This is a genomic window from Candidatus Pantoea bituminis (assembly GCF_018842675.1).
Classification (GTDB): Bacteria; Pseudomonadota; Gammaproteobacteria; order Enterobacterales; family Enterobacteriaceae; genus Pantoea; species Pantoea phytostimulans.
On record NZ_JAGTWO010000004.1, the window covers coordinates 1,328,852 to 1,353,128 of the forward strand.

27 protein-coding genes and 2 pseudogenes are annotated in these 24,277 nt (G+C 49.1%); 11 read left to right on the forward strand and 18 right to left on the reverse strand.

Translation table 11 applies throughout. The features are described 5' to 3' along the window. Window positions 1–30 precede the first annotated feature (30 nt). From KQP84_RS09880 to KQP84_RS09895, 4 genes are all read right to left on the reverse strand, one after another. Entirely contained in the window at window positions 31–1,290 is a 1,260-nt protein-coding gene (locus tag KQP84_RS09880) for a glucosyl transferase (RefSeq protein WP_215846319.1), read from the reverse strand. A gap of 341 nt (window positions 1,291–1,631) precedes the next feature. Next, complete coding sequence (locus KQP84_RS09885) at window positions 1,632–1,925, reverse strand: hypothetical protein (protein WP_215846321.1); 294 nt, start codon at window positions 1,923–1,925, stop codon at window positions 1,632–1,634. 57 nt (window positions 1,926–1,982) lie between these two features. Then, on the reverse strand, window positions 1,983–2,918 hold the full coding sequence (locus tag KQP84_RS09890; protein ID WP_215846322.1) for a glycosyltransferase family 2 protein: 936 nt from the start codon (window positions 2,916–2,918) through the stop codon (window positions 1,983–1,985). Then, the gene (locus KQP84_RS09895) at window positions 2,915–3,274 is read right to left on the reverse strand and encodes a GtrA family protein (protein WP_215846324.1); all 360 of its coding nucleotides are present in this window, start codon (window positions 3,272–3,274) and stop codon (window positions 2,915–2,917) included. Before KQP84_RS09895 ends, KQP84_RS09890 begins: the two co-directional genes overlap by 4 nt. 214 nt (window positions 3,275–3,488) lie before the next feature. Between KQP84_RS09895 and KQP84_RS09900 the strand changes: the two genes are divergently transcribed. Further along, entirely contained in the window at window positions 3,489–3,704 is a 216-nt protein-coding gene (locus tag KQP84_RS09900) for a hypothetical protein (protein ID WP_215846325.1), read from the forward strand. On the opposite strand, the gene KQP84_RS09905 is transcribed toward KQP84_RS09900, so the two are convergent. From KQP84_RS09905 to puuD, 3 genes are read right to left on the reverse strand one after another with little or no spacing between them, the layout of a single operon-like run. Then, window positions 3,693–4,970: an NAD(P)/FAD-dependent oxidoreductase gene (locus KQP84_RS09905; protein ID WP_215846327.1), complete on the reverse strand. Its 1,278-nt coding sequence runs from the start codon at window positions 4,968–4,970 to the stop codon at window positions 3,693–3,695. The two genes, KQP84_RS09900 and KQP84_RS09905, sit on opposite strands and share 12 nt — an antisense overlap. A gap of 27 nt (window positions 4,971–4,997) precedes the next feature. Next, window positions 4,998–5,555 (reverse strand): HTH-type transcriptional regulator PuuR, encoded by a 558-nt coding sequence (gene puuR, locus KQP84_RS09910; RefSeq protein ID WP_215846329.1) that lies wholly within the window; start codon window positions 5,553–5,555, stop codon window positions 4,998–5,000. Beyond that, window positions 5,552–6,313 (reverse strand): gamma-glutamyl-gamma-aminobutyrate hydrolase, encoded by a 762-nt coding sequence (gene puuD / locus KQP84_RS09915; RefSeq protein ID WP_215846330.1) that lies wholly within the window; start codon window positions 6,311–6,313, stop codon window positions 5,552–5,554. Before puuD ends, puuR begins: the two co-directional genes overlap by 4 nt. A gap of 203 nt (window positions 6,314–6,516) precedes the next feature. Between puuD and KQP84_RS09920 the strand changes: the two genes are divergently transcribed. After that, complete coding sequence (locus KQP84_RS09920) at window positions 6,517–7,932, forward strand: glutamine synthetase family protein (protein WP_252515248.1); 1,416 nt, start codon at window positions 6,517–6,519, stop codon at window positions 7,930–7,932. A gap of 377 nt (window positions 7,933–8,309) precedes the next feature. Beyond that, window positions 8,310–9,668, forward strand: a complete 1,359-nt coding sequence (locus KQP84_RS09925) for an APC family permease (protein ID WP_215846332.1) — start codon at window positions 8,310–8,312, stop codon at window positions 9,666–9,668. Between the two features lie 261 nt (window positions 9,669–9,929). On the opposite strand, the gene ygbI is transcribed toward KQP84_RS09925, so the two are convergent. Continuing rightward, a complete protein-coding gene (gene ygbI, locus KQP84_RS09930) occupies window positions 9,930–10,691 on the reverse strand; it encodes a DNA-binding transcriptional repressor YgbI (RefSeq protein WP_215846333.1) in 762 nt (253 codons plus the stop codon). Between the two features lie 269 nt (window positions 10,692–10,960). Between ygbI and ltnD the strand changes: the two genes are divergently transcribed. The 5 genes and pseudogenes from ltnD (at window position 10,961) to KQP84_RS09955 (ending at window position 16,039) form a co-directional block, all read left to right on the forward strand. Beyond that, the gene (gene ltnD / locus KQP84_RS09935) at window positions 10,961–11,866 is read left to right on the forward strand and encodes an L-threonate dehydrogenase (protein ID WP_215846335.1); all 906 of its coding nucleotides are present in this window, start codon (window positions 10,961–10,963) and stop codon (window positions 11,864–11,866) included. Continuing rightward, window positions 11,866–13,131, forward strand: coding sequence for a 3-oxo-tetronate kinase (gene otnK, locus KQP84_RS09940; RefSeq protein WP_305798598.1), 1,266 nt, complete (start codon window positions 11,866–11,868; stop codon window positions 13,129–13,131). The genes ltnD and otnK overlap by 1 nt, the downstream gene beginning before the upstream one ends. Next, window positions 13,124–13,767 (forward strand): annotated as a pseudogene (otnC, locus tag KQP84_RS09945) (3-oxo-tetronate 4-phosphate decarboxylase). The gene otnK and the pseudogene otnC overlap by 8 nt, the downstream one beginning before the upstream one ends. Then, window positions 13,767–14,552, forward strand: a complete 786-nt coding sequence (locus KQP84_RS09950; protein WP_215846338.1) for an HPr family phosphocarrier protein — start codon at window positions 13,767–13,769, stop codon at window positions 14,550–14,552. The pseudogene otnC and the gene KQP84_RS09950 overlap by 1 nt, the downstream one beginning before the upstream one ends. Window positions 14,553–14,680: 128 nt before the next feature. Next, window positions 14,681–16,039 carry a GntP family transporter gene (locus KQP84_RS09955; protein ID WP_215846340.1) on the forward strand — a complete coding sequence of 453 codons (1,359 nt, stop codon included), beginning with the start codon at window positions 14,681–14,683 and terminating at the stop codon, window positions 16,037–16,039. Window positions 16,040–16,152: 113 nt separating this feature from the next. Here the strand turns inward: KQP84_RS09955 and sbcB are convergent, their stop codons facing one another. Then, window positions 16,153–17,580, reverse strand: coding sequence for an exodeoxyribonuclease I (gene sbcB, locus KQP84_RS09960; protein ID WP_215846342.1), 1,428 nt, complete (start codon window positions 17,578–17,580; stop codon window positions 16,153–16,155). 180 nt (window positions 17,581–17,760) lie between these two features. Between sbcB and KQP84_RS09965 the strand changes: the two are divergent. Next, window positions 17,761–18,941: pseudogene (locus KQP84_RS09965) on the forward strand (tyrosine-type recombinase/integrase). Here the strand turns inward: KQP84_RS09965 and KQP84_RS09970 are convergent. The 9 genes from KQP84_RS09970 to KQP84_RS10010 all read right to left on the reverse strand — a co-directional run bounded on the left by KQP84_RS09970 (window position 18,922) and on the right by KQP84_RS10010 (window position 23,224). Next, the gene (locus KQP84_RS09970; protein ID WP_215846343.1) at window positions 18,922–19,113 is read right to left on the reverse strand and encodes a helix-turn-helix transcriptional regulator; all 192 of its coding nucleotides are present in this window, start codon (window positions 19,111–19,113) and stop codon (window positions 18,922–18,924) included. The pseudogene KQP84_RS09965 and the gene KQP84_RS09970 overlap by 20 nt on opposite strands. Before the next feature lie 52 nt (window positions 19,114–19,165). Beyond that, window positions 19,166–19,513: a hypothetical protein gene (locus KQP84_RS09975; protein ID WP_215846345.1), complete on the reverse strand. Its 348-nt coding sequence runs from the start codon at window positions 19,511–19,513 to the stop codon at window positions 19,166–19,168. After that, window positions 19,506–19,778 (reverse strand): phage protein NinX family protein, encoded by a 273-nt coding sequence (locus KQP84_RS09980; protein ID WP_215846347.1) that lies wholly within the window; start codon window positions 19,776–19,778, stop codon window positions 19,506–19,508. Before KQP84_RS09980 ends, KQP84_RS09975 begins: the two co-directional genes overlap by 8 nt. Beyond that, a complete protein-coding gene (locus KQP84_RS09985) occupies window positions 19,775–20,314 on the reverse strand; it encodes a hypothetical protein (protein ID WP_215846349.1) in 540 nt (179 codons plus the stop codon). The genes KQP84_RS09980 and KQP84_RS09985 overlap by 4 nt, the downstream gene beginning before the upstream one ends. Further along, complete coding sequence (locus tag KQP84_RS09990) at window positions 20,314–20,517, reverse strand: hypothetical protein (RefSeq protein WP_215846351.1); 204 nt, start codon at window positions 20,515–20,517, stop codon at window positions 20,314–20,316. The genes KQP84_RS09985 and KQP84_RS09990 overlap by 1 nt, the downstream gene beginning before the upstream one ends. Window positions 20,518–20,522: 5 nt before the next feature. Further along, window positions 20,523–20,825, reverse strand: a complete 303-nt coding sequence (locus tag KQP84_RS09995; RefSeq protein ID WP_252515249.1) for a hypothetical protein — start codon at window positions 20,823–20,825, stop codon at window positions 20,523–20,525. Beyond that, window positions 20,825–21,631 (reverse strand): flagellin family protein, encoded by an 807-nt coding sequence (locus KQP84_RS10000; protein WP_252515250.1) that lies wholly within the window; start codon window positions 21,629–21,631, stop codon window positions 20,825–20,827. Before KQP84_RS10000 ends, KQP84_RS09995 begins: the two co-directional genes overlap by 1 nt. A gap of 11 nt (window positions 21,632–21,642) precedes the next feature. Continuing rightward, on the reverse strand, window positions 21,643–21,807 hold the full coding sequence (locus tag KQP84_RS10005; RefSeq protein ID WP_215846353.1) for a DUF1317 family protein: 165 nt from the start codon (window positions 21,805–21,807) through the stop codon (window positions 21,643–21,645). A 718-nt stretch (window positions 21,808–22,525) separates the two neighbouring features. After that, a complete protein-coding gene (locus tag KQP84_RS10010; RefSeq protein WP_252515251.1) occupies window positions 22,526–23,224 on the reverse strand; it encodes a LexA family protein in 699 nt (232 codons plus the stop codon). Between the two features lie 54 nt (window positions 23,225–23,278). Between KQP84_RS10010 and KQP84_RS10015 the strand changes: the two genes are divergently transcribed. Together KQP84_RS10015 and KQP84_RS10020 are read left to right on the forward strand one after the other, a co-directional pair. Then, window positions 23,279–23,476 carry a Cro/CI family transcriptional regulator gene (locus KQP84_RS10015; RefSeq protein ID WP_215846356.1) on the forward strand — a complete coding sequence of 66 codons (198 nt, stop codon included), beginning with the start codon at window positions 23,279–23,281 and terminating at the stop codon, window positions 23,474–23,476. A gap of 24 nt (window positions 23,477–23,500) precedes the next feature. Next, window positions 23,501–24,037, forward strand: coding sequence for a YmfL family putative regulatory protein (locus KQP84_RS10020; RefSeq protein WP_215846358.1), 537 nt, complete (start codon window positions 23,501–23,503; stop codon window positions 24,035–24,037). Window positions 24,038–24,277 lie beyond the last annotated feature (240 nt).

Here is a 24,277-nt window from a genome sequence, read left to right on the forward strand (position 1 = left end):
AATATAGGCCATCAAGTGATGGCCAATTCTTTATTTCTTAATCAACATCATCGTCCAGCCAGGCGGGTTAATTCTAAGGGTGACGTGATCGCCCACCTCAGCTGATTGCAACTTCTTCAAATCGTCCTGATATCCTACATCTGGTAGTTTATTCATCCTGAAATCCTGTGAAGAACCTATCAAAGCTATTGCTAACAATGCACTAAAAACAATGTCTTGTCCCTTCGTTATTTTGCTAACAATGAATAGAATGAAGCAGAAGAAAGCGAAGTTAGTCACGAAAAAATACCTTTCCCCATTCCCTGGGCCGAAGAACACAGGCCACTGCGGGTCGGTTATACTCATCATTGGCTTTGCTAATGCGAACCCAAACATCATAACAGGAAATATTGCAGCCGCCCTGAAGCGCCAACCTCCTCTAATTAGGAAATAGAGAAAAGGAATGGAAAAAATAACGAATAGTAAAGCGCAAAGATGTTTATCTTCTGGCATGAAAGACACTATGTCGTTTTTTGTAAAGGTTCCGCCAATTATTCTATAAGAAATAATTTTAATCAACACGCCTAAAGATGCACCAAGTGGCGCGGATGATCGCGCTGTATCTGGAGCTCCAAGTATAGCTACTACCTGAATAATGCAGCATGTCGCCATTATTGCATCAAAAAAATTTATTTTTTTTACGGCTTCAAAGACATTTCCACGCTCATGCAACCTCTTAAGTAGAAGACAAGGAGCAATAAACACAACGAAAGGTCCACTCAAGCCGCTTATAATTAAAATAACGAAATCATGAATTTTTGAAGAGGTGTTATTTGGGTTGTTTGCCAAAACTATAGTCATTAAATACATTGACAGATACCAGTGAATGTTTGTTATGTTAACAAACCCCTCTGATATATTAGGCATCAATATAAGATAAAGTGCAGCAGCAATGCGAAACTTTATATCAATGAAAGACATTCTTTTTGAAATTAAGAAGCAGATGAGAAAGCAGCGGATTGATATTGCAATGATGTTGGAAACTAATGCAGCGTTGCTAACACCAAACAGTATGGATACTCCATAAGTCAGGCGAGATATTGTTTGATAATACCCATTCTGTGGAAGTATCAAAGATGACCAGAAGCCATTATTATAAATTCCAGCAAGCCAAATTTTACCATCCTCAGCCCAAGGCTGGGCATGATTGATTATGTCTGGTCTGCGCAATACCATGATAATTAAGGAAATTATGAATACTGCCACTGTAGTATAAAGTTCCCTCGAACTCTTTGCACTAGAATCAATCATGTGTCTTCCTGGGTTGTAACATCCGAAAATTTAAAGAATTAAACTGTATGGGGCATGCGTGGGGCAAAAAAAATTGCCGCAATATCTCCCGCTCTTAGCTAACTGGACGGATCACATTGCGGCAATGCTCTGCCTGTTACCTGAAATTGCGCACAATAACTCGCTCTTAAAGTTACTCCAATGTGAACTAATAATGTTTACAAACCCCTCCGCAACGTTAGGCATCAAGATAATATAAAATGCTAATGCTAATGCTAATGCGAATCGATATTTTATCTCAATGAAATTCATTCTCTTTGAAAGAATGAATCCTATTAAAAAGCATCGAAGGAGTACAGCAATTACATTTGCAGACAAGGCTGCATAAGAAAGCCAAAAAAAATTGAAATTCCATACGTTAAGCGTGAGATAGTCTGATAATAGCCATTTTGGGGCAGTATAAGAAATGCCCAAAACCCATTATTATAGATCCCAGCCATCCATACCCTACCATCTTCAGCCCATGGCTGAGCATGCATAATAATATCTGGCCTGCGTAATGCAAACAGAATAAATGCTATTAACATGAAACCAAATAATAGAGGTAAGCTAAGATATTTACTATTTTCTTCCTTATCATCTCTTATTAAATTCATCTCAATATCCTAAATGTCAGCTTTGGGGGTTATAGTATTAAAATTGATTTTTTATGCTTAAGTTAGTTTGGCATTATCACTTTTTTTAGAAATTATATAACGTGGCCTGCCTTTTGCTTCAATATAAATCCTACCAATATATTCACCTAATACACCAATCCCAATGAGTTGAATCCCGCCAAGGAATAACATAGAAACCATTATTGAAGGATATCCCTTAACTGGATTACCCCAAACGATAGTATCAATAACCATCCAGACGCCATAAATAAAAGAAAGCATGGCCACAAGTAGACCAATATATGTCCACATACGCAGAGGGAATGTTGAAAAAGAGGTGATTCCTTCTAGCGCTAAATTCCAAAGTTTCCAGCCATTGAATTTCGTTGTTCCGGCAACTCGGTCGGCTCTAATATATTCAACCACTTCGGTTTTACCACCAACCCAACTAAGAATGCCTTTCATAAAGAGATTCCTTTCCCGCAACAACTTTATATTTTCAACAATGTCGCGGGACATAAGACGAAAGTCGCCTACGTTTTCTTCAATTTTTGGCGAGCTAATTCTATTATGAAGTTTATAGAACCATTCTGCTGTTTTACGTTTTAAGTGGGAATCTGTACTGCGATCAATACGTTTAGCCAAAACAACATCAGCACCCTTTAACCACTTATTAATCATTTCAGGAATGACATTAATGGGATCTTGTAAATCAACATCAATTGGAATGATTGCTTCGCCGGTGGCGGCTTCAAGCCCCGCAAATAATGCAGGCTCTTTACCAAAGTTTCGGGTAAATGAGATATGTTTTACGAGAGGATCGCTAGATTCTATCTGGCTTAATACTGATTCAGTGCGATCAGTGCTGCCGTCATTAATGAATACAATCTCAATCTTATACTCTTTGAAAGGCTCGAATTCTCGAACGGCATCATAAAAAAGCGGAATGGCTTCTTCTTCGTTAAGAACCGGCACAATTAGAGATATCTTCATTTACTCTCCCTGAAGATGAAAAACTTTGAGTAGACGAAACCACATACCAAGCTGATCCCTGAAAACAGCACCAGCGTCACGATAGGGTGTACATGTAAGCGATCTGCAATCCATCCAACGGCAGCGGCCATTGCTCCCATAAACGCGAGATACAGGAAATACCGCGAGGTAGTGGCTTCAGCGTTGAAGGTCCACTTAGCGTTTGCGAAAAAAGAAAAGGTGACTGCTATGCAAAAAGCGACAAGGTTGGAGATGGACTGCTGATAACCGAGGGCATACATACCCGCGAAAACAGCCCAATGCAGCAGAGTATTGATCACCCCCACTGAGGCGTACTTAGCGAACAACCTGATCATTTTTACTATCCAAAATCGAAAAGAGGCCGATCTTGTCATCACGCCCGCAGGATAGCAAGTTTTGGTAAAGAGAACGTTAGCAACTGTAAAGTTAAAGCTTAGATTCAAAGCGGTGGTGTTGAAAATTCGCTAATAAACCTGAACTTTTTCTTAGTATGAGTGAATTTTGAATCTTATTGGATTGTAAGGAAAATCTCATTTGAGGGCATTTATCTTGAAAGGAAAACAGCAGGAATTACCCGTACTGATTGAAAGCTTTATTGAAGCTACGCCGGCTGATTTTTTTAAAGCAACTCAGCAGCCTGAAAATATTGCTGTGCTGAGAAGCTCACATAATCCTTCCTTGGATCATCTATGTGAAGGCGCAAAGGGAGCTTTTGCTTCTGCATTAAAGCGCAAGGATGAAACGCCCGCTGAATTACACCCCTAATCGATCCCGTATCGCATACCACACCGCGCCCATCGCGGTTAACGGTACTTTAAATCGTCGTCCGCCGGGGAAGGGTAGGTGAGGTAAATTGGCAAAGGCATCAAAGCGCTCTGCATCGCCGCGCAGGACTTCGCTGATTAACTTGCCAGAGAGATGCGTGCAGGTGACGCCGTGTCCACTGTCGCCCTGCATAAAATAGACGTTATTCTCCAGGCGGCCAAACTGCGGCATGCGCGACAAGGTCAATAGGAAATTCCCGCTCCAGCCAAACGCCAGTTTCACATTCTGCAACTGAGGAAAGGTACGAAGAAGTTTTGGACGAATAAGTGCTTCAATATCTCGTGGATCGCGCGCACCGTAAACCACGCCGCCGCCGTATAACAAGCGGTTATCGGCGGTAAGGCGGAAGTAATCCAGTAGGTAGTTACAATCTTCCACGCAGTAATTGTTGGGTAACAGCGACAGCGCCTGATCGCGACTCAACGGCTCGGTTGCGACAATTTGTGAGCCGCACGGCATGCTTTTGCTGCTAAGGCGTGGTTCGACTTTGGTCGGCAGGTAAGCGTTACCGGCAAAAATCACAAATTTTGCTGTGACTTCTCCCTGCGCTGTTTTCACTCGATTCGGCGAGCCATAAACCACGTTCAACGCGGCAGATTGCTCATAGATGCGGCCGCCGTGGCGGCGAATGGCTTCTGCTTCGCCCAGAGCCAAATTGAGCGGATGTAAATGCCCGCCACGCTTATCCAGCAGGCCACCAATATAGCGCTCGGTCGCGACTTCCCGGCGAATGCCGCGTTCATCTAAAAGTTCAAGATCGTGATTACCATATTGCGCCCACAACTTTTTCTGATTACGCAGGTGGCCCATTTGACGCGCATTTAATGCCGCAAAAATGCCGCCGGGGCGATAATCACAGGCGATCGCATAACGATCAATACGATCGCGGATGATCTCGGCACCTTCAAACATCATGCTGCCGAGCATGCGCGCGCTCTCTTTCCCGTAACGCTGTTCAATCACATCGACGTCACGGCTGTAAGAGTTCACCACCTGGCCGCCGTTGCGACCGCTGGCGCCATATCCGACGCGGGCCGCCTCCAGCACTACCACGTCATAACCCGCTTCGGTCAGGTAGAGGGCAGCGGATAAACCGGTAAAACCGCCGCCGATAATGCAAACGTCACACTGAATACTCTCTTGCAATAGCGGCCACGGTTCATGAGGATTGGCTGTTGCAGCGTAATAACTCTCCACGTAATTCATCACAACCTCCTCAAAACGCAATTTTTATTAAAAATTGGCGGGCGTATGGGCACTGATAATGCGACATATGTGATCGGTGGTATTGGTAAAGCTGTGCGGCAAACCGGTGTCAATAACGTAACTTTCACCCGCATATAAATGAAAACTTTGCCCGTTCACCACTAAGGTGATTTCACCTTCCAGCAGCGTGCCGGTCTCTTCGCCGGGATGACGCAATTTCTCACCCGTGCTGGCACCGGGCTGATAGGTTTCCAGCAGCATGCCCAGTGTGCGGCGGCTCTGCCCGTTATGAATGAGCTTGAGCGACACGCCCTGGCTGCCTATCTCCAGTAAATCGTCCGGGCGAACGATGATTTTTGGCGTTGAATCCGCTTTGGCTTCAGAGAAGAACTCCGACAGCGATAAGCCATATACTTTTAATAATTTCTGTAAGGTGCTTACCGCCGGGCTGACTTTATCCTGCTCTATGGTGCTAATTGCGCTGTGTGTTAAACCTGCAAGTTCAGCGACGCGGCGCTGAGACAATCCCAACTCTTGCCGGATTTGCGATAAACGCCTTCCGGGGGCCAGAGTGGCATCATTCATGTTCTCTTTTCCTTGTGGTAACGGATTGCGGCCTGAATAAATCCATCGAACAACTGACGTGACGTTGCCGAGCTTTCCGCTTGCCATTCAGGGTGCCACTGCACCGCCAGGGCAAAGGGATGATGATGCAGGCTGACCGCTTCAATCAGCCCGTCGGGCGCGCGCGCTTCGATGCGTAATTGTGGACCCAGCTCGCGGATCCCTTGTTGATGCAGTGAGTTTACTGTCAGCGTGGTGCTATCGAGCAGGTTGCTGAGCAAGCCATCCGGCTCAACCGTGACGGCATGCGCTGACGCATATTGCTGATCAAGCGGCTGAGAATCATCTTCATGATGACGCTGAAACTGGCGATGCTGGCTAATCTGGCGATACAGTGCGCCACCATTGGCAACCACAAGTTCTTGCATGCCGCGACAAATGCCGAACAGCGGCATCTTTTTACCCATGGCATGCGTGATCAAACTAAAAGCCAGCCGATCGCGGCCAGGATCGCTATGCAACTCTTTGCCTTCTTCACCATATTGCCAGGGTTCGATATTGCTGGGGCTACCGGTGAGCAATACGCCATCCAAAATCGTCATAGCGTTTTCTAATAGATGAGGGGCGTGCATTAAATGATGAGGCAGGGCAAGCGGGACACCGCCCGAGGCCAACACGGCGTCAAGATATTTGTTATGCACCGTTTGCGTGGGATGACCGCCTTTATCGATCTGGCACATCGTTACGCCAATCAAGGGTTTGTCAAAAATAATGCCCATTTTTCCCCTCACTTGCTGTTCGAAATATCAACCGAAAAAGCGCGATTGGTGCTTAAGTGTGCAATATTTTGTCAATCTAGCAATCTGTTGCGGGTTCTTCAAACAGATTTGTTACATTTGCACACTTTTTGTGTTGGCGCTATGTTAGAAGGGTGGCTGTTATTTTGAGCATTGCGCAAACCATTTACGGGGCGGGTGAGATCATGACAAACCTGGTAGAAGTAGAAGACTTTACGCGTCATAGCGAAGAGAGACGAACCAGCGCGTTCCAGCTTGAGGTGAAAGCCTGGCTGGAGCGCCATCCTGAAACGCAGTATGTCGACATCTTATTAAACGATTTAAATGGAGTCTTTCGCGGTAAACGCATTCCGGTTTCCGCGCTGCTTAAACTTGAAAAAGGCTGTTACTTTCCGGCATCGGTGTTTGCCATGGATATTCTCGGCAACACAGTAGAAGAGGCCGGTCTCGGACAATCCCTCGGTGAACCTGATAATCTGTGCCTTCCTGTTCTCAATACGTTAGTTCCTTCCGCTTCCGATCCTGAACACATTGCGCAACTGCTGTTAACCATGCGCAACCAAGATGGCACTCCCTTTGACGTTGAACCCCGAAATGTCCTCAATCAACTGTGGCAGCAGCTACGCAATCGAGGCTTGTTTCCGGTGGTAGCGGTAGAGTTGGAGTTCTATCTGGTGGACAAAAAGCGTGATGCGGAAGGCTTTATTCAGCCGCCTTGCTCGCCCGGCAGCGATGAGCGCAACATGCAGAGCCAGGTTTACTCAGTAGATAATCTCGACCACTTTGCCGATGTCCTGCGTGACATTGATGAGATAGCCAAACTGCAGGGCATTCCTGCCGATGGCGCGCTGGCAGAAGCGTCGCCAGGCCAGTTCGAAATCAACCTGCATCACACTCGCGATGTGCTGCAAGCCTGCGATCACGCTATACAGCTAAAACGCCTGATACGTCAGGTGGCCGAAAACCACGGTATGACCGCAACCTTTATGGCTAAACCTTATGAAGAGTATGCGGGCAGCGGTATGCACGTACATATCAGCATGCTGGACGCCGCCAATCACAACGCTTTTGCCTGTGATGACGGCAGCGATTCGCCGCTGCTCAAACGCGCGCTGGCGGGAATGATTGATCTCATGCCCGCATCAATGGCGCTGCTGGCACCTAACGTTAACGCTTTTCGGCGGTTTGTACCGGAAGCCTATGTGCCGTTGCAGGCATCGTGGGGCCATAACAATCGTACCGTGGCGCTGCGCATTCCCTGTGGCGATGTCGAGAATCATCGCATCGAATACCGGGTTGCTGGCGCGGATGCCAATCCCTATTTAGTGGTTTCGGCGATTTTAGCCGGCATGCTGCATGGATTGGATACGCAACTGCCGCTACCGCATCCGGTGACTGGCAACGGTCATGAAGCAGAAGGTTTGGCGATTCCTATACGTCAAAGCGATGCTTTATATGAGTTCGAGCAGAGCTATCCGCTGCAAAAATTATTAGGCGAGCGCTTTGCCAAAGTATGGTACAGCTGCAAGAATTATGAGCTGATGCAGTTCGAGCGGTTGATCACTGCCACCGAAATTGACTGGATGCTTAAAAATGCCTGAGTAATATTTTGCATTTGGTGCCGCAACATCTTGTGCTGAGCCAATTGTTTGAGGCAGAATATGCGCGCTGCAAAAATGACATATAACCGACGCTTACCGCGCCGGTTATTTTTTTGCACATTGTTTTTACTGACAGGTTTTCGCTGACTTAACCGAGGCCGGGCACGCACCCGGATAGATAAACACTGAAAACACGCTTAAGCGTGAGATTGAGGATTCAAAGATGGGGATGTTTTCCACACTGCCAGCCTATGCTGGTACGCGTTTTCGTGATGACTACGGCGCCACGCGTTCTACACACCTTACTCCCTGTCGCATCTTGCGCAGTTGCCCCGTGACTCAACCTGGCCAGGTTGTCGCACAGGAGGCAATGAAGCATGTCGCTTAATACCTCTGCAGCACCTCAGCGTGCGCATCTGAAAAAATCGCTGACCTTACTTCCGGTCGTCATGATGGGCCTAGCCTACATGCAGCCTATGACCCTTTTTGATACGTTTGGTATCGTCTCTGGGTTGACCGATGGTCACGTTGCCACCGCTTATGCGTTTGCACTGATTGCGATTCTGTTTACCGCCGTGAGCTACGGTAAGCTGGTACGCCGCTTCCCCTCTGCGGGCTCCGCTTATACTTACGCGCAAAAGGCTATCAGTCCGCACGTCGGGTTTATGGTGGGCTGGTCATCTTTGCTGGACTATTTGTTCATGCCGATGATCAACATCCTGCTGGCAAAAAACTATTTTGAAACACTGGTGCCCGGCATTCCTTCGTGGATTTTTGTCGTGATGCTGGTGGGCTTCATGACGCTCTCGAATCTCAAAGGCATCAAAACCGTTGCCAACTTCAACAGCATTATTGTGGTGCTGCAGGTTGTGGTTATGGTCGGTATCACTGTGATGGTGATTTACGGCGTAGCAAACGGCGAAGGCGCGGGCACCTTGACCAGCAGCAAACCTTTCTGGTCAGAAAATGCCCATGTCGTGCCCATGATTACCGGCGCGACGATACTCTGCTTCTCCTTCCTTGGCTTTGATGGAATCAGTTCCCTGTCGGAAGAGACCAAAGATGCAGAACGCACCATTCCACGCGCGATCTTCCTGACGGCGTTGATTGGTGGCGTAATCTTTATCATTGCCTCGTACTTTTTGCAGCTTTATTTCCCGGACATTACCCGCTTCCAGGACCCGGATTCGTCACAGCCAGAAATTATGCTGTTCGTTGCCGGTAAAGCGTTGCAGGTCGGTATCCTGATCTTCTCGGTGGTCACGGTGCTGGCTTCAGGTATGGCGGCACATGCAGGCGTTTCACGTCTGATGTATGTCATGGGTCGTGATGGTGTGTTCCCAGAGCGCTTCTTTGGTTACATCCATCCGAAGTGGCGTACACCGTCTCTGAATGTGCTGCTGGTGGGTGCGGTTGCCTTGATGGCGATTAATTTCGACCTGGTCACGGCAACAGCGCTGATTAACTTCGGCGCGTTAGTAGCGTTTACCTTTGTGAACCTATCGGTGATTGCGCAGTTCTGGATCCGTGAGAAGCGTAACCGCACGCTGAAAGATCACTTCCAGTTCCTGGTACTGCCGCTGCTCGGTGCAATGACAGTCGGTGCACTGTGGATCAACCTGGAAGAGAGTTCGATGGTGCTGGGCCTGATTTGGGCGACTATCGGTATTCTGTATCTGGCGTTTGTGACTCGCAGCTTCCGTAATCCGGTGCCGCAGTTCAGCGAAGAGATTTAAGTAAACCGCTCTATTCTTTTAAGTGCGAGGTCGTTTGTCCCCCACCTCGGTCCTCCCCCATACATGGGGGAGGAAGACCTGCACTATGCGAGTATTGAAGCTGCATCCGGCAGCGTCTCCTTCCCCGCTTAGCAGGGGAAGGGCGGGATGGGGGACAGCGCGCAGATGACGTCGTTTGCCCCCACCTCAATCCTCCCCCATACATGGGGGAGGAAGATGCTGCAAAATGCCCACTCTGTACCTGCATGTTGCAGCGTCTCCTTACCCCGCAATCATCAGTTCCCATTCTCCTTTATTTAGCGATTCCCGCGCCGCACCACTTAGCTGTTTATCCGTAATAATGGTGTCGAACTGCGCCAGCGGCAGAGCTAAAAACGTTGCGATTTTGTTGTACTTCGAGCTGTCGCTCAGTAACACGCGCTTGCTGCTCACTTCACTGACAGTCTGCTTCACCGTCACTTTGTCTTCATCTGGCGTGAACAACCCGCGTGGTCCCCAGGATGACGAGGAAATAAACGCGATATCGATCGCCAAATGACGCAAACTGCGCGCGGCCGCTTCTCCCACGCAAGAACGATTTTCCCGGCAAACTGTGCCGCCTGTGTGAATTACCCGACAGCTACTGGCCTCCATCAACAAATTCGCCACCATGAAATCATTGGTTACCACCAGCAAGTCATCACGATCCACCACCTCACGTGCCAGCGCCAACGTGGTGGTGCCAGCATCCAGATAGATACAGCTGTTACGCGGAATATGTTGCGCGGCTAATCGACCAATCGCATTTTTTTCATCGTTAAACAGGGCCGTTTTCGTTAGATGCGAAGGTTCCGCCGCCAGCCGATCGGCTGAACGTACGCCGCCCGACACCGACAGCACTGCACCTTGCTCTTCCAACTTTTGCACATCACGACGAATTGTCATATGTGAAACACCGAGTCGATCGGTCAGTTCGGCAATACTCACCACGCCACGCTCGCCAACCAGCGCCAAAATTTGTTGATGTCGTTCGACGGGAATCACATCGGCTCCTTGAAAGTTATCATTTTTTCACATTGTAAGGGTTTTACTCTTTAACGCGAATAGAAATTTCTTAGCCTGACAGGGGCGGTAATGGCTATATATCCGCTTGCAGCAAGGCTTGAGTGAGAATGTTCTGCTTTGTGAATATTTGTTGTTTTCGCGGTATGAAGTTATTTTTTGTGAGTTGGCGCGCATTTTTTCGCCCGACAACCTGTCAGGATTAACATCAACAAACAAATAATCACTTAATTTAACAGCGGAGGCCTACGGTGCCAGTCTCAAATATCTGTGTTATCGGTTTAGGTTCAATGGGGATGGGTGCAGCGCAATCGTGTATCCGTGCAGGTTTAAACACATGGGGCGTGGATCTCAATCCCGCTGCACTGGAAACACTGCGTCAGGCTGGCGCACGTGACGCACAAACCTCCGCTGACAGCTTTGTTGATCAGCTCGACGCAGTGTTGCTGCTGGTGGTCAATGCCAAACAAGTCAACGCTATTCTGTTTGGTGAAAACGGTCTGGCAGCAAAGTTAAAGCCCGGCACGCTGGTAATGATCTCTTCTACTATCTCGGCACAAGACGCGCAGCAGTTTGAGCAAAAACTGGCGGAACACCAGTTACTGATGCTGGACGCGCCGGTATCCGGTGGCGCAGCCAAAGCTGCCACCGGCGACATGACGGTAATGGCATCGGGCAGCGAAGCGGTGTTTGCACAACTGCAGCCCGTGCTGGATGCAGTCGCGGCGAAAGTCTATCGCGTGGGCAATGAAATCGGCCTTGGCTCCACCGTTAAAATTATTCACCAGCTGCTGGCTGGCGTGCACATTGCGGTGGGCGCAGAAGCGATGGCGCTGGCCGCGCGCGCGGGCATTCCACTCGATACCATGTATGACGTGGTGACTAACGCCGCCGGAAACTCCTGGATGTTTGAGAACCGTATGCGTCACGTCGTGGATGGCGATTACAGCCCTAAATCGGCTGTCGATATCTTTGTAAAAGATCTCAACCTGGTCGCTGATACCGCCAAATCATTGCATTTTCCGCTGCCTTTAGCCTCAACCGCACTGAATATGTTTACCGAAGCCAGCAACGCAGGCTATGGCCGTGAAGATGACAGTGCGGTGATCAAGATTTTCAGCGGCATTACGCTGCCACAGGCGCAGGAGAAAGCATGATGCGTTTGGGTGTGATAGCTGACGACTTCACCGGTGCGACCGATATCGCCAGCTTTCTGGTGCAAAACGGTCTTGCTACTATTCAGTTTAACGGCGTGCCGGATAACAGCGATGCGCTGGACGCGCAGGCAATTGTGATTAGCCTGAAGTCACGTTCTTGCCCGGTTGAGCAAGCCATTGATCAGTCGCTGGCTGCTTTGAAATGGCTGCAACAGCAAGGCTGCGAACGTTTCTACTTTAAATATTGCTCCACGTTCGACAGCACAGCACAGGGCAATATCGGCCCGGTGACCGATGCACTGTTAGCGGCGTTGGATGAAACGCAAACGGTGATCTGCCCGGCGCTGCCGATTAATGGCCGCACGGTTTATCAAGGGCATCTGTTCGTTGGCGAGCAATTGTTGTCCGAATCGGGTATGCGTCACCATCCGGTCACACCGATGACCGACAGCAATTTGTTGCGATTAATGGCGCGTCAGGCAAAAGGCAAAGCAGGGCTGATTGCCGCACCCATCCTCGACCAAGGCGCAGCGGCGGTGCGCAGCAAGCTTGATGAACTGCGTCAGCAAGGCATTAACTATGTGGTGATCGATACCTTAAATGAGCAGCATCTGCTCACCCAAGGTGAAGCGCTGCGCGATATGCGTTTGGTTACCGGTGGTTCAGGTTTAGCGATCGGCCTGGCGCGTCAATGGGCGCAAGCAGGCAGCGATCGCCGCGAAGCAGAAGAGGCGGGGCGTCCGCAAGGCAGCCGTGCCGTGGTGATTTCCGGTTCCTGTTCGCAGATGACCAACTGGCAGGTCGCGACTTATCGCCAACAAGCGCCAGCCCAGGAAGTGTTAGTTGAACGCTGTCTTGACGATGCAGAAAGCTACGCGCAACAGCTGTGTGACTGGGTTGATGCAAACAGCCATCAATCGTTAGCGCCGCTGTTATTCGCCACCGCAGATGCGCAACAGCTGCAAGCTATTCAGCAGCAATACGGAGCACAACGCAGCAGTGAAGCGGTGGAATCACTGTTTGCCGCGGTAACGCGAGAATTAAAAGCACGTGGCTGGCAGCGTTTTATTGTTGCGGGTGGTGAAACATCTGGCGTGGTAGCGCAAAGCCTGGGCGTGACCGCTTTTCACATCGGCCCAACTATTTCGCCTGGCGTGCCATGGGTACGCGACATCCAGCAGCCGCTTTCACTGGCGCTGAAGTCCGGTAATTTTGGTGATGAGCAGTTCTTCCGCCGCGCACAAACGGAGTTTTCCCATGTCTGAGCAATTTTCTTCGAGCGAACAGCAAGCCCGTCTTGAGATGGTGAAGTTGGGTGCCTCCTTTTTCAGCGCGGTTACGCGACAGGATCTGCCGGTAATCTGTCGCTGTTGCTGGAGGATGGCAATCTGCTCGCTACACCGACCGGTTCTTGCTTAGGTGAACTGGATGGTGAACGCTTATCAAAAGTGACGCTGGAAGGCGAATGGATTTCGGGCGACAAGCCTTCAAAAGAGATCGCGTTTCACCGCGCGCTCTATCTGAATAATCCCGACTGCAAAGCGGTGGTGCATCTGCACAGCCATTACCTGACGGCGCTCTCCTGTCTGCAAGGATTGGATAGCGAAAACTGTATTCGACCGTTCACGCCTTATGTGGTGATGCGGGTTGGCGATGTGCCGGTAGTGCCCTATTACAAGCCGGGCGATCAGCGTCTGGCGGACGATTTGGCGCAACTGGCGGGAAAATATCGCGCCTTCCTGCTGGCAAATCACGGGCCGGTGGTGGTCGGTAAATCGCTGCGTGAAGCAGCAGACAACACCGAAGAACTGGAAGAGACCGCACGGCTGATGTTCACGCTGGGTGACCGTGCCATACGTTATCTGACAGATAGCGAAGTGGCGGAATTAAGGAGCCGATAATGCCAAAGTTTGCTGCTAATTTATCTACTCAATTTAACGAAGTCCCGTTTTTAGCGCGCTTTGCTGCCGCCGCCGAAGCCGGATTTGAGGCGGTGGAATTTCTGTTTCCCTACGATTATCCCGCTGCGCAGTTGAAACAGCTGTTGGATGAGAACCAGCTCAAATTGGTGCTGTTTAACACCGCTGCCGGTAACGTAGCGGCGAGTGAATGGGGTGTTTCTGGCATTCCTGGCCGCGAAGTTGAGGCCAAGGCGGACATCGACCGTGCGCTGGAGTACGCGCTGGCGCTGGCGTGCCCACAGGTGCACATCATGTCTGCGACCGTGCCAGAAGGCGCAGATCGTCAGGCATATGTTGATACCTTTATCAGCAATATGCGTTACGCCTCCGAACAGTTTGCACCGCACAACATCACTTTGCTGATTGAAGCGCTGAACCCGAAAACCAAACCGAATTATCTCTATTCCAGCCAGTATCAAACGCTGGAAATGGTTAAGCTGATTGATCGGCCTAATGTCTTCACCCAGCTCGACCTGTTCCATGCTCAGCTGGTGGACGGCAATCTCAGCCACTTAATTCGCCACCACGCAGGCCGTTATCGCCACGTGCAGATCGCCTCGGCACCCGATCGTCACGAGCCGGATGAAGGTGAAATCAATTATCCCTATCTGTATGCATTGCTGGATGAGGTCGGTTACGACGGCTGGATCGGCTGCGAATATATTCCGCGCGGCAATACGCAAGAAGGCTTGGGTTGGTTTAAAGACTGGCGTACCCGCCGCTAAACCCTTTTAAAAAGACCACATCGGTTAATTTGCAATCGATGTGCGTCGCTTTGTACCTAAAATCCACCAGTTAGAAATTTTCAAAATACTTAACTTGATGAAAAATATAAATAATTAGAGGTCTGCCGATGTCCACTACCTTCTTGTTGTCCATCGCGCTAGTCAGCGTGATATTGCTGTTACTTCTGGTGATTAAAGCCAAAGTTCACCCCTTTATTGCTTTATTGATCGCAAGCTTATTTGTGGCGATCACCACGGGCATCCCTGCTGAAAACATCATGAAAGTGATACTCGGCGGCATGGGGAGTTTGCTGGGAAGCATTGCGGTAATCATCGTTTTAGGGGCGATTCTGGGGGCGATTATCGAAGCTTCAGGCGGCGCTGATGCACTGGCAAACCGTTTCGCCAGGCTATGTGGGCCGCAACGTATGGTGGCAGCATTAACCATTGTCGCCTTCATTCTGGGCTTACCCGTATTTTTCGATGTCGGTTTTATCATTGTCGTGCCACTGATTTATGGTTTTACCAAAGTGATGCGCGTTTCACCGCTGAAGTTTGGTTTACCGATGGCGGGAATGATGTTGATGGTCCATGTTACGGTGCCAACACATCCAGGCCCGGCGGCGGCGGCGGGATTACTGAATGCTGATTTGGGCTGGTTGATGATGTTGGGTATCGCGATTTCAGTGCCGGTGGGCGTCGTCGGTTATTTCGCGGCAAAAGCGTTAAACCGCAAAAAATATCATCTTTCAGTACAGGTTCTTGAACAGCTGCAACTGACGGAATCGGCCGATCACGCTTCATCGACACGTGATAAAAACGTGCCGGGCGCCATGTTGATCGCCAGTTTAATTGTTCTGCCCATTTTGTTGATCATGTTGGGAACATTACTGCCTCCACACCTGACACCAGGCAGTTTGCCGTTAAAAGTCCTGACCTTAATAGGGTCGCCAGGTATAGCGTTGCTGATTACGTTGTTGCTGGCATCCTGGCTGCTCGGCTTGCGTCGTGGCTGGACCACAGAAAAGCTAGAAACACTGTCGAACAAGGCGATTTCAACTGCAGCCGGTGTCATTTTAGTGTCGGGCGCGGGAGGTGCGTTTGGTAAAGTGCTGGTGGAATCTGGGGTAGGTAAGGCGCTGGCCGGTTCACTGCAAACCATTCATCTTCCCTTGATCCCTGCTGCCTTTATTTTGTCGTTGGCACTGCGTGCTTCACAGGGATCAGCCACAGTAGCAATCGTAACCACGTGTGGATTATTAAGCACTGCCGTGACGGGGTTAGGCGATATGCAGCTGGTGCTGGTGGCGCTGTCAGCCTGCTTCGGCGCCTTAGGTTTATCTCACGTCAACGACTCTGGATTCTGGGTGGTGACGCGTTATTTAGGTTTGTCGGTAGCGGACGGTTTGAGGACCTGGACAGTGCTAACCACGTTGATGGGATTATGTGGTTTTGCCCTGACCTGGTTAGTGTGGGCATTTATCTAGATTAGTCGCTGTATATCAAAGCGTCTCCTTCCCCGCTTTGCGGGGAAGGTTGGAATGAGGACTGCGCGCCTCGCACTCAATCAGCACTCAACTCAACATCAGTCGCACTGACTTTAAGAAACCAGTTCTTGCGCATATAAATAGAGCGCTTTCAATTGCCCCATTTTTTCCTGATCCGCCTCATGCAAACTCGCCAGCGACTCCAGCTCCAGTAAAAACGCCTGCACTTTCTCAGGATTCAGCACTTCACGACGATGCTGTAACCAGCGCTGTTGCTCGGCATCATCCAGCGTGCCGGGAAAGTTGCGGGCACGATAGCGGAACAGTAATTTCAATACGCGCGCGCTTTCAAAGGTCAGATCCATTGCCGGCAAGTTCTGCGGTGTAGTCTGGCGAATAATATTCATACCCGCTCGATCCGCGTCGCTAAAGAAACCGTCATAGAGCTGCGCGTCGACATCCTCTGAGGGCGTAAACGGCTCCGCTTCGGCAAACAAAGTGACTGCTTTCTCTCGCACATCAGGTTGCTGGCGCAGCAGCGCAAGATTAGCCAGACAGCGATCGCGATCAATCCCCAAACGGTCTGCATCTTCAGGACGCAAGGTATTCGCCGGGGCCAGCACCGGGCATTTATTAATATGCACCAGCTTAATGGGCACCGAGGCTAACTCACCCAAGTCGCTTTTACGCATATACAAACGCTCGCGTAGCGTGTCGGCATCCAACTCAAGCAGCGGCGTCATGTCACCCGCCAGATCAACCACGATCAGGGCATTACGATTATCGGGATGCCAGGCGAGCGGCACAATCCAGCTGGTATTGCCGCGTGCAGCACCGAACATGCCGGAAACGTGCACCAGTGGTTTCATTTGCGGGATGTCAATTAATGTCATGAGTTTGTTTTTGTTGCGATGCGTAAACAAAAATTCAAACAGTTTGGGCTGCTTCTCTTTTACCAGCTTCGCCATCGCCAGCGTGGCGTAGACGTCAGACATCGCATCGTGGGCATTTTCATGCGCGACGTCGTTGGCCTTCGTCAGGTGTTCCAGGCGGAAACTGGGAAAGCCATCTTCATTTTCTGGCCAATTGATGCCGTCAGGGCGCAGCGCATAGCAGGCGCGCATGACATCAAGCAGATCCCAGCGCGAATTGCCGTTTTGCCAACTCCAGCCGTAGGGATCAAAGAAATTGCGGTAAAAAATATTGCGCGTCACTTCGTCGTCAAAGCGCACGTTGTTATAGCCCACCACACAGGTTTGCGGCTCGGTAAACAGCGTATGAATACGTTCGGCAAACTCAACTTCGCTTACACCACGCGCCATGGCGATTTGCGGTGTGATACCGGTGATCATGACCGCTTCCGGCTGAGGCAGATAATCATCCGGCGGGCGGCAATAGAATACCTGCGGTTCGCCAATCGGGTTGAATTCACTGTCGGTGCGCAAGCCAGCGAACTGGGCCGGGCGATCCAGCGAAGGACTGGTGCCAAAGGTCTCATAATCGTGAAAGAGGAATGTGTGCTGTATTGGCTTGTCTTGCACTGGATGCCTTTGCTCAATATTGATGACTTAAATACATGAAAAATATGCTTTAAATCAGTTGAAAAGGTGCTTTGTGCTACTGTTTGTCCATTTCTGATTATTGATGTTTATGTTCGTCCATGACACATTGAGTACAGGATGAGTACATAAACCGAAAATCAGTGAGTACAAAAAACTATAATGGCTATCAGCGACACTAAACTTCGTTCTATCTATGGTAAACCATATGACGGCCCATCTGAAATAACTGATTCTGACGGCCTTGGAATACGCGTTACTCCACGAGGCATCATCAACTTTCAGTATAGGTATCGTTTCAATGGTAAGCAGCACCGGTTGGGGATAGGGAAGTATCCGGCAGTAACGTTGAAGGACGCAAGAATCAAAGTCGGTGACCTCAAAGAAGTTTTAGATCGTGGGATTGACCCTCGCCATTCCGATGTTTTTCACCGCACAACCTCTAAACCAACCGTTAAGGATTGCCTTACTTACTGGCAGGAAACTTACGTTGACGTAAACCTCCGTGAAAAGACAAAGGCTTTATACAATTCGACAATCATTAAGCACATGACAGATGCTTTCTCAGGCATCCCCATCGAGGATATTCCTGTCCGGGCATGGGTTGAACGATTTACGGATGAAGAAAAGATTAACCCACGGCGTGCGCGAGAGTTGCTTGTTCAGATGAGGTCAGCAATAGGCTGGTGCATCAGAAGGCAGTTCATCAACGATTGTAGTCTGATGAAGATCAACCCAAAGGATGTAGGCTCCAAAGCTGCTGTTGGTGAAGTAACCCTTTCATATAACCAGCTGGCTAAGATATGGCTGGCTATAGAACGCAGCAGGGCATCAACGTCTAACAAGCTTCTGCATCAAATGCTGATGCTGTACGGCGCGCGTAACAGCGAGCTGAGGTTATCCGTTAAAAAGAATTTGATCGCGAAGAGGGGCTTTGGACGGTACCGGCAGAAAAAAGCAAAATGAAAAAGGTCATTCGTCGGCCTATCTTCAGCCAGATAGAACCCTTCCTGGATAAAGCCACGATGACTTATGGTGATGTTTTATTTCCCGGACCTGACCTGAAAACGTCTATGTCTATCTCTGGCGCAAATCGTTATCTGGGAAGAATTGAGAAGTCTGTTGGAATAGGTGAATTTACTGCACATGATTTCCGCAGGACGTTAGCCACCAGATTGTCAGAAGAAGGAGTTGCCCCGCATGTTGTTGAGAAAATGCTGGGGCATGATTTAGGCGGTGTGCTGGCGGTATATAACAAGCATGACTGGATAGCTGAACAACGTGCTGCATATGAGCTATACGCAGAAAAGATATTCTGGCACGTCAAGAAACTCTCTGATTGATCCCGCCGTTTAAAATCCAGTTATTCACTTCTTCTTCCAGGTACTGCTTAGGGTGGGTTCTTATCGGTTTAGGGAACCCAAACTTTTTTATGTAGTTATAGATAGTCATTCTGGATGAAACCTTGAGTTTATCCATCGCTTCTTTTTCTGAAATCATTTCGGTGTTAGCCATAAATTCTCTCCACACATTCCTGCTGCATCAGGGTTGCTATAGCCGTGACATGTCACGGCGTATCGATAGTTAATTTCACTTTGTGCCAGCCGCTGGTGGTCCAGCATTTTGCATCGCCCTTACATGGGCAATCATTAACCGGCAAGCTTTCATGACATTTCTCACACTGGCTTTCAGCCAACGCTTCTAATTGCTTCTTCAGCTCGCCATGATATTTGCGAATCATCAGTGCTATCAGTTCTGAACGGTCATATGGATCACGACCCGGACGACGAGCGGCGCAATCATGGTCGAGCATTACCAGCTCCTGATCATCCAGTATCAGTTCAATCTTGTGATTACCGGCAGCGGCCTGACGTTTCCGCTGCTCGGCTTTGCGTTCTGCTGCGGACTTACCCAATGCCTTTCTCCTCCATCATAAGGAAAACAATCATTGCTGCCCGAAGCGGGTTAAGGTGTGACACGAATTTATTGCTCATCAAACCTTCAGCTGTAGGAAAGGCATCGGCCAAAGAATCTTTGAAGCAACAGACAGCAATCGAAGCCTGCTGGATAACAGGGCCAGCATCGGCCCATGAATTACAATAGTCAGCGGTCTTGCCCGTCACTTCTGATACCCAGAAGTTGATTTCAAAGTCGAGCATCTCGCTGTAGTTTTGCATCATTTCACCTCCGGCGCTGCTGCCAGCATGGCTGCCCAGCAAAGCCGCGTCTTATGCGCTGCCTGCCCACAACCGCTCATAGCCTGGTATGATTCCCATTCCTCCGGGGTGTTCCAGAACTCAGAAGGCTCGGATTCGAACCCATCAATGATCATGCGTTTAGTCGGCTCAATCGGCACCAGCTTCCAGCCATCCGGCACTAAATCCGCAAGGTTAACGGCTGGCACGGGGCGGGCATATAACAGATTTACGCCATCTGGGAGTCCAGTGAAATCACTGTCGTCAACTGGCCCAGCATTTAGCCAGTGATTACCAGACACCTCCACTTGGAAAATTGCTTCCTGCTTATCCAGCTCGGCCAGCTTCGCCTCTGATGCTTCTGCGCGCTGCTCCAGTTCCCGCACGTGCTCGGCAATATCGATGATATGTTCTGGTTCAATTTGGGTAATAAAATTAGCGTAAGCAGCGTCAGTGTTAACATCAACCTTCATCGATGTGCATTGTTTAGCCAAAGCTTCTAGTTCATTCAGCTTTTCCATTAGCGATTCCTTAGCGAAAGCCGGTCAGTTTTGCTGAGCTTCATAAGAACTTTGCGTTCAGTAACATCAAGGCTGCGAATGTCGGAGCAATCAAGATTGGCTTCGCGGATTACATCAGCTGCGATAACCGGCTGATCGTGTAGTTCGCAGATGAGGTATGCCGCATAGAAAACGCCTCTTTCAAATTCATTCAGTTTTTCCATTCTCCTTAACCCTCAATCTGGAGACCGGCGCGGAGTTTGGTGGCGTTGATTGCATCGCGAACTACCTGCCTGTAGTAGTGGTGAAAAGCCATGGTCAGACCCAACTTAGTTGCAGCCTGATTCTTTTCGCTGAGCAGACCTAACCGCATACAGATGGATGTTGCTGTCCAACCCGCGTGATACCCAGCAGCACGCTTCATCACCGTTTCTGCCAGGATGGTGCGGAAGTCATCGCGCCCAAAATTGGTGTTCTCAAACGCCTTTGCAATGACATCATCGGTCAGGTGCTTATCGCAAACGATAGCCATCACTCACCATCCTTACCGGCGCGGAGTTGGTTGGCGAAATCCTCAACGCGCTCTTTGATTTCATCATGAACAATACCTGCCGCCTCTGATGCATCCTGATATGCGCCAATTTCCTCCAACACATGGCCAACATCACTCAGTGAATCATTCCAAAGCGACTGGACTGCCTCAGCCCGCACAGAGTTGAGATAGGAGTCAGTAGCTGGGGTTTCTGGCATATCCTTAATAAACTTGCGCACCGCCTGGTATTCATTATTGCGATAGCTACCAAATGCATAGATAAAAGGCTTGTTGAGGTTATGTGAGTTTCTTCTGATGTAGTCTTTGCATCCCTTTTCGGTAAAGCATCCTGTAACGAACACGTCAATTTCCTTCATCGCATAACGGTCCCAGCCCTCTCTTACTTCATACTTCCCTTGATAAATAGCCTCCAGCCTACGGTGTTGTGTTTCAGTGGCCTCAACATAATCACCGCTCTGATTTTCTACCCAGCAAATGCGGTCATAATCATGGTCTTCCGAGCCAACTATTTCCCGCTTTGTCATCACCGCAAAGAATGGTTGATCTGTAATGCGGTTGTCTTGGGTGCGGATAAGCTCGCCAATCTCAACCACCTGTGCGCGCTCTGACTTCAGCGCCACATTCTCAGCCGCCAGCGCATCACCACGGGCGATCGCACAGTCCAAACGAGTAGATAAATCGCTTACCAGTTTTGCCATATTTAATAGAGGGCTTGCTGAACCAAGTGCTTTTGCAAGTTCGTGTCCTGCGGCCACCAGTTCTTTATTAGTAGTTTCGTTTTTCATGCTGGTGGCCTTCAGTGAACAGTGATGTTGATGGTTTTATTAAGGCGCTCTGCTTCGTTCTGCGCCTTGATAGGGTTACTGATTACCGAGCCATCAGGCATGATCCAGCCGCTGAGGATGTGGCTATAGGGCAGGGTGATGATTCCTACCGTTATGTTGTCGTTCGGCTTTTGCATAAATTCTCCACACACGATTTTTATTTGCATGAATCCCTTGCCATTGACGGCAATAAAAACTTATTGGATTCGTTTAAGTTGGCTGGTGGGCTACTGCAATAACCCACAGCCTGATTACTCCACACATGAAAGGTTGCTGCGGTGCCGGGTGCCTCCCGGTGCTCTGGTCAGACTGACAAACTCCAGAGCGGAAACTCTTAGACTTTTAGCATGCGCTGTTTGACAGTCTTCCGCGTGCGCTAGCCGCATTCACCACAACGAGAAGGACACTTACTCCACGTCTCTAAAGCGTTCGAAAACACCCGCTTTGCAAATGTCCTTATCGTTGTGAAAAAGGGCGGTTAAACCAAACTCCCGGAGTAACCGCCAACACAGCAATCTCTCTACCCTAAAACACAGGTCCGTAAGCCAGACCTTCACCGCTGCACTGCATACTCACAACACCGATATCACCATCACAAACCAACTCGGCATCTGGGAAGAGATAAAGGAACGTGAGCAAATCCCAGAAGTTCGTGTTGGACATGTTTTTAATTATTTTCATTGCGCCTCAAATGTATTTGAGTAACCCCGCTTAAGAGGCGATGAAAACCGACAACCTCTTTGTTGGGTTTAATGTAGGATAACCAACAATGGGGTGTCAAGTGACTTTGTAGGAAACCCTACATAAAGGGCGAAAAAAACCGGACATGATATCCGGCTTGATTGGAAAGGGAGATTAAAACTCCATTATTACTTGTTTAACAACCCCAACGATGCGGCAGTTTCCATCACACGCAATCGATTTGTAATTGGGATTGAGGGGCACAAGGTATCTGTTCGGCCAATCTTCCACAAACTTTTTCAAAGTTGCCTCTGATCCGCCATCGATATGAGCGACAACTATTTTGTTATTTATTGAAGCGATGTCATGGATTACCGGATCAACAATTACGATTGAATCTTCCGGTATGGTCGGATTCCCATGAGGATTAGTCATTGAGTCCCCGCGAACGCGAAGGGCAAAAGCCTTATCCGATACAGAAGCAGTGGTATATAGCCATGTTATGGCTTCATCACGTGTTAGCCCCGGATCGGTAGCTGTCCAAGTTCCAGCCTGTACCCATGAAATAAGAGGTACTTCTTTAACACTCACTAAAACGGGTTGGATGACAGGGCTTGCTACTGAATCTCCTTTCCCACTAACCAACCAGTTTGGGTCACATTTAAGTGCATCCGCTAATGCCTGAAGGTTAGCCCCGTTAGGCTGGTAATCATCCTTCTCCCAGCCAGTGACAGTCACGCGATTTACACCGGCCTTTTCTGCCAGTGCTTGTTGCGTGAGATTTAATTCTTTCCGCTTTTGGCGGATGCGTTCACCCATATTCATCATGTAGGCAATCCTACCAAAATCGTAGGTAAGAATCTTGACATTCATATGTTTGATATCCTACATTGTGCATCACGCCAACCCATTAAAGGAATTGCTCTCATGAGGAAGCAGGACGTAATTAAATTCTTTGGAGGGGTATGTAAAACCGCAGCATTTTTAGGAATTAAACATCCGTCAGTTTCTGAGTGGCCGGAAGTAATTCCAGAGGGTCGTGCATACCAGATCGAAAAACTCACCAAAGGAAAACTTCGCTTTGATGCGTCGTTGTACCAGAAAGATACAGGCTCACGGGCCTAATAGTAACTACCAACGGAGATTCAAATGGTAGACACAATTAACACAGCAATTCGACTGATGTGCAAAGCACATAAAGCTGGGCGTTTAGGTATGGCCGACGATTTAGGTATGACCATCGATCAGTTTCACAACCACATGTACCGCAAGTGTGGCAGTCGTTTCTTCACCCTGGATGAACTTCAGAAAATGGAAGATTTATCCGGTACCGCATGCCTGGCAGAGTATTTCGCGACACGTCACGGAAAGCTTCTGGTGGATGTTTCTGCTGTTAAGGAGGTGGATAAGGTCGATTTGTACGACATCGAATTAAAAGCAAGCGCAGCAGCTGGTGAGTTAGCTATCGCCAAAATTGCCGCCGCCTCAGACGGTGTCATTGACTGCCATGAGCGTAAAACTCTGTCCGCTTTATTCAATAAGAAAATGCGTCATCAAATACATGGGTTTCTTGGCTTCATGGCGCTGTATGGCGTAGGTGTTGCTGAACACTCAGTAGATATGTTCGTGACGAACGCCAGAAAGATTGATGCATCAGGCGTGCAGATCGAAGCGCAGGATATTTGAAATGAAAAGTGTTTTAAGCCCCAAAAAAGTGACGCCCAGGGATTGCAGCCCTGAGCGTCGGTCGCGACTAAATCAACGTGTGTGGAGAATCAATCGCATGTCCATTGTAAGCGAAATAAAACCAGTTGGGCAATTCCGTTGCCGTCTTATCTCTGGCGTCCCTGTCTATGAGCAAATCATACCCACGGCTGGTGGACCGAACAACTACCAGTCAGCGAGCCGAATGGTAGTAGAAGCCGC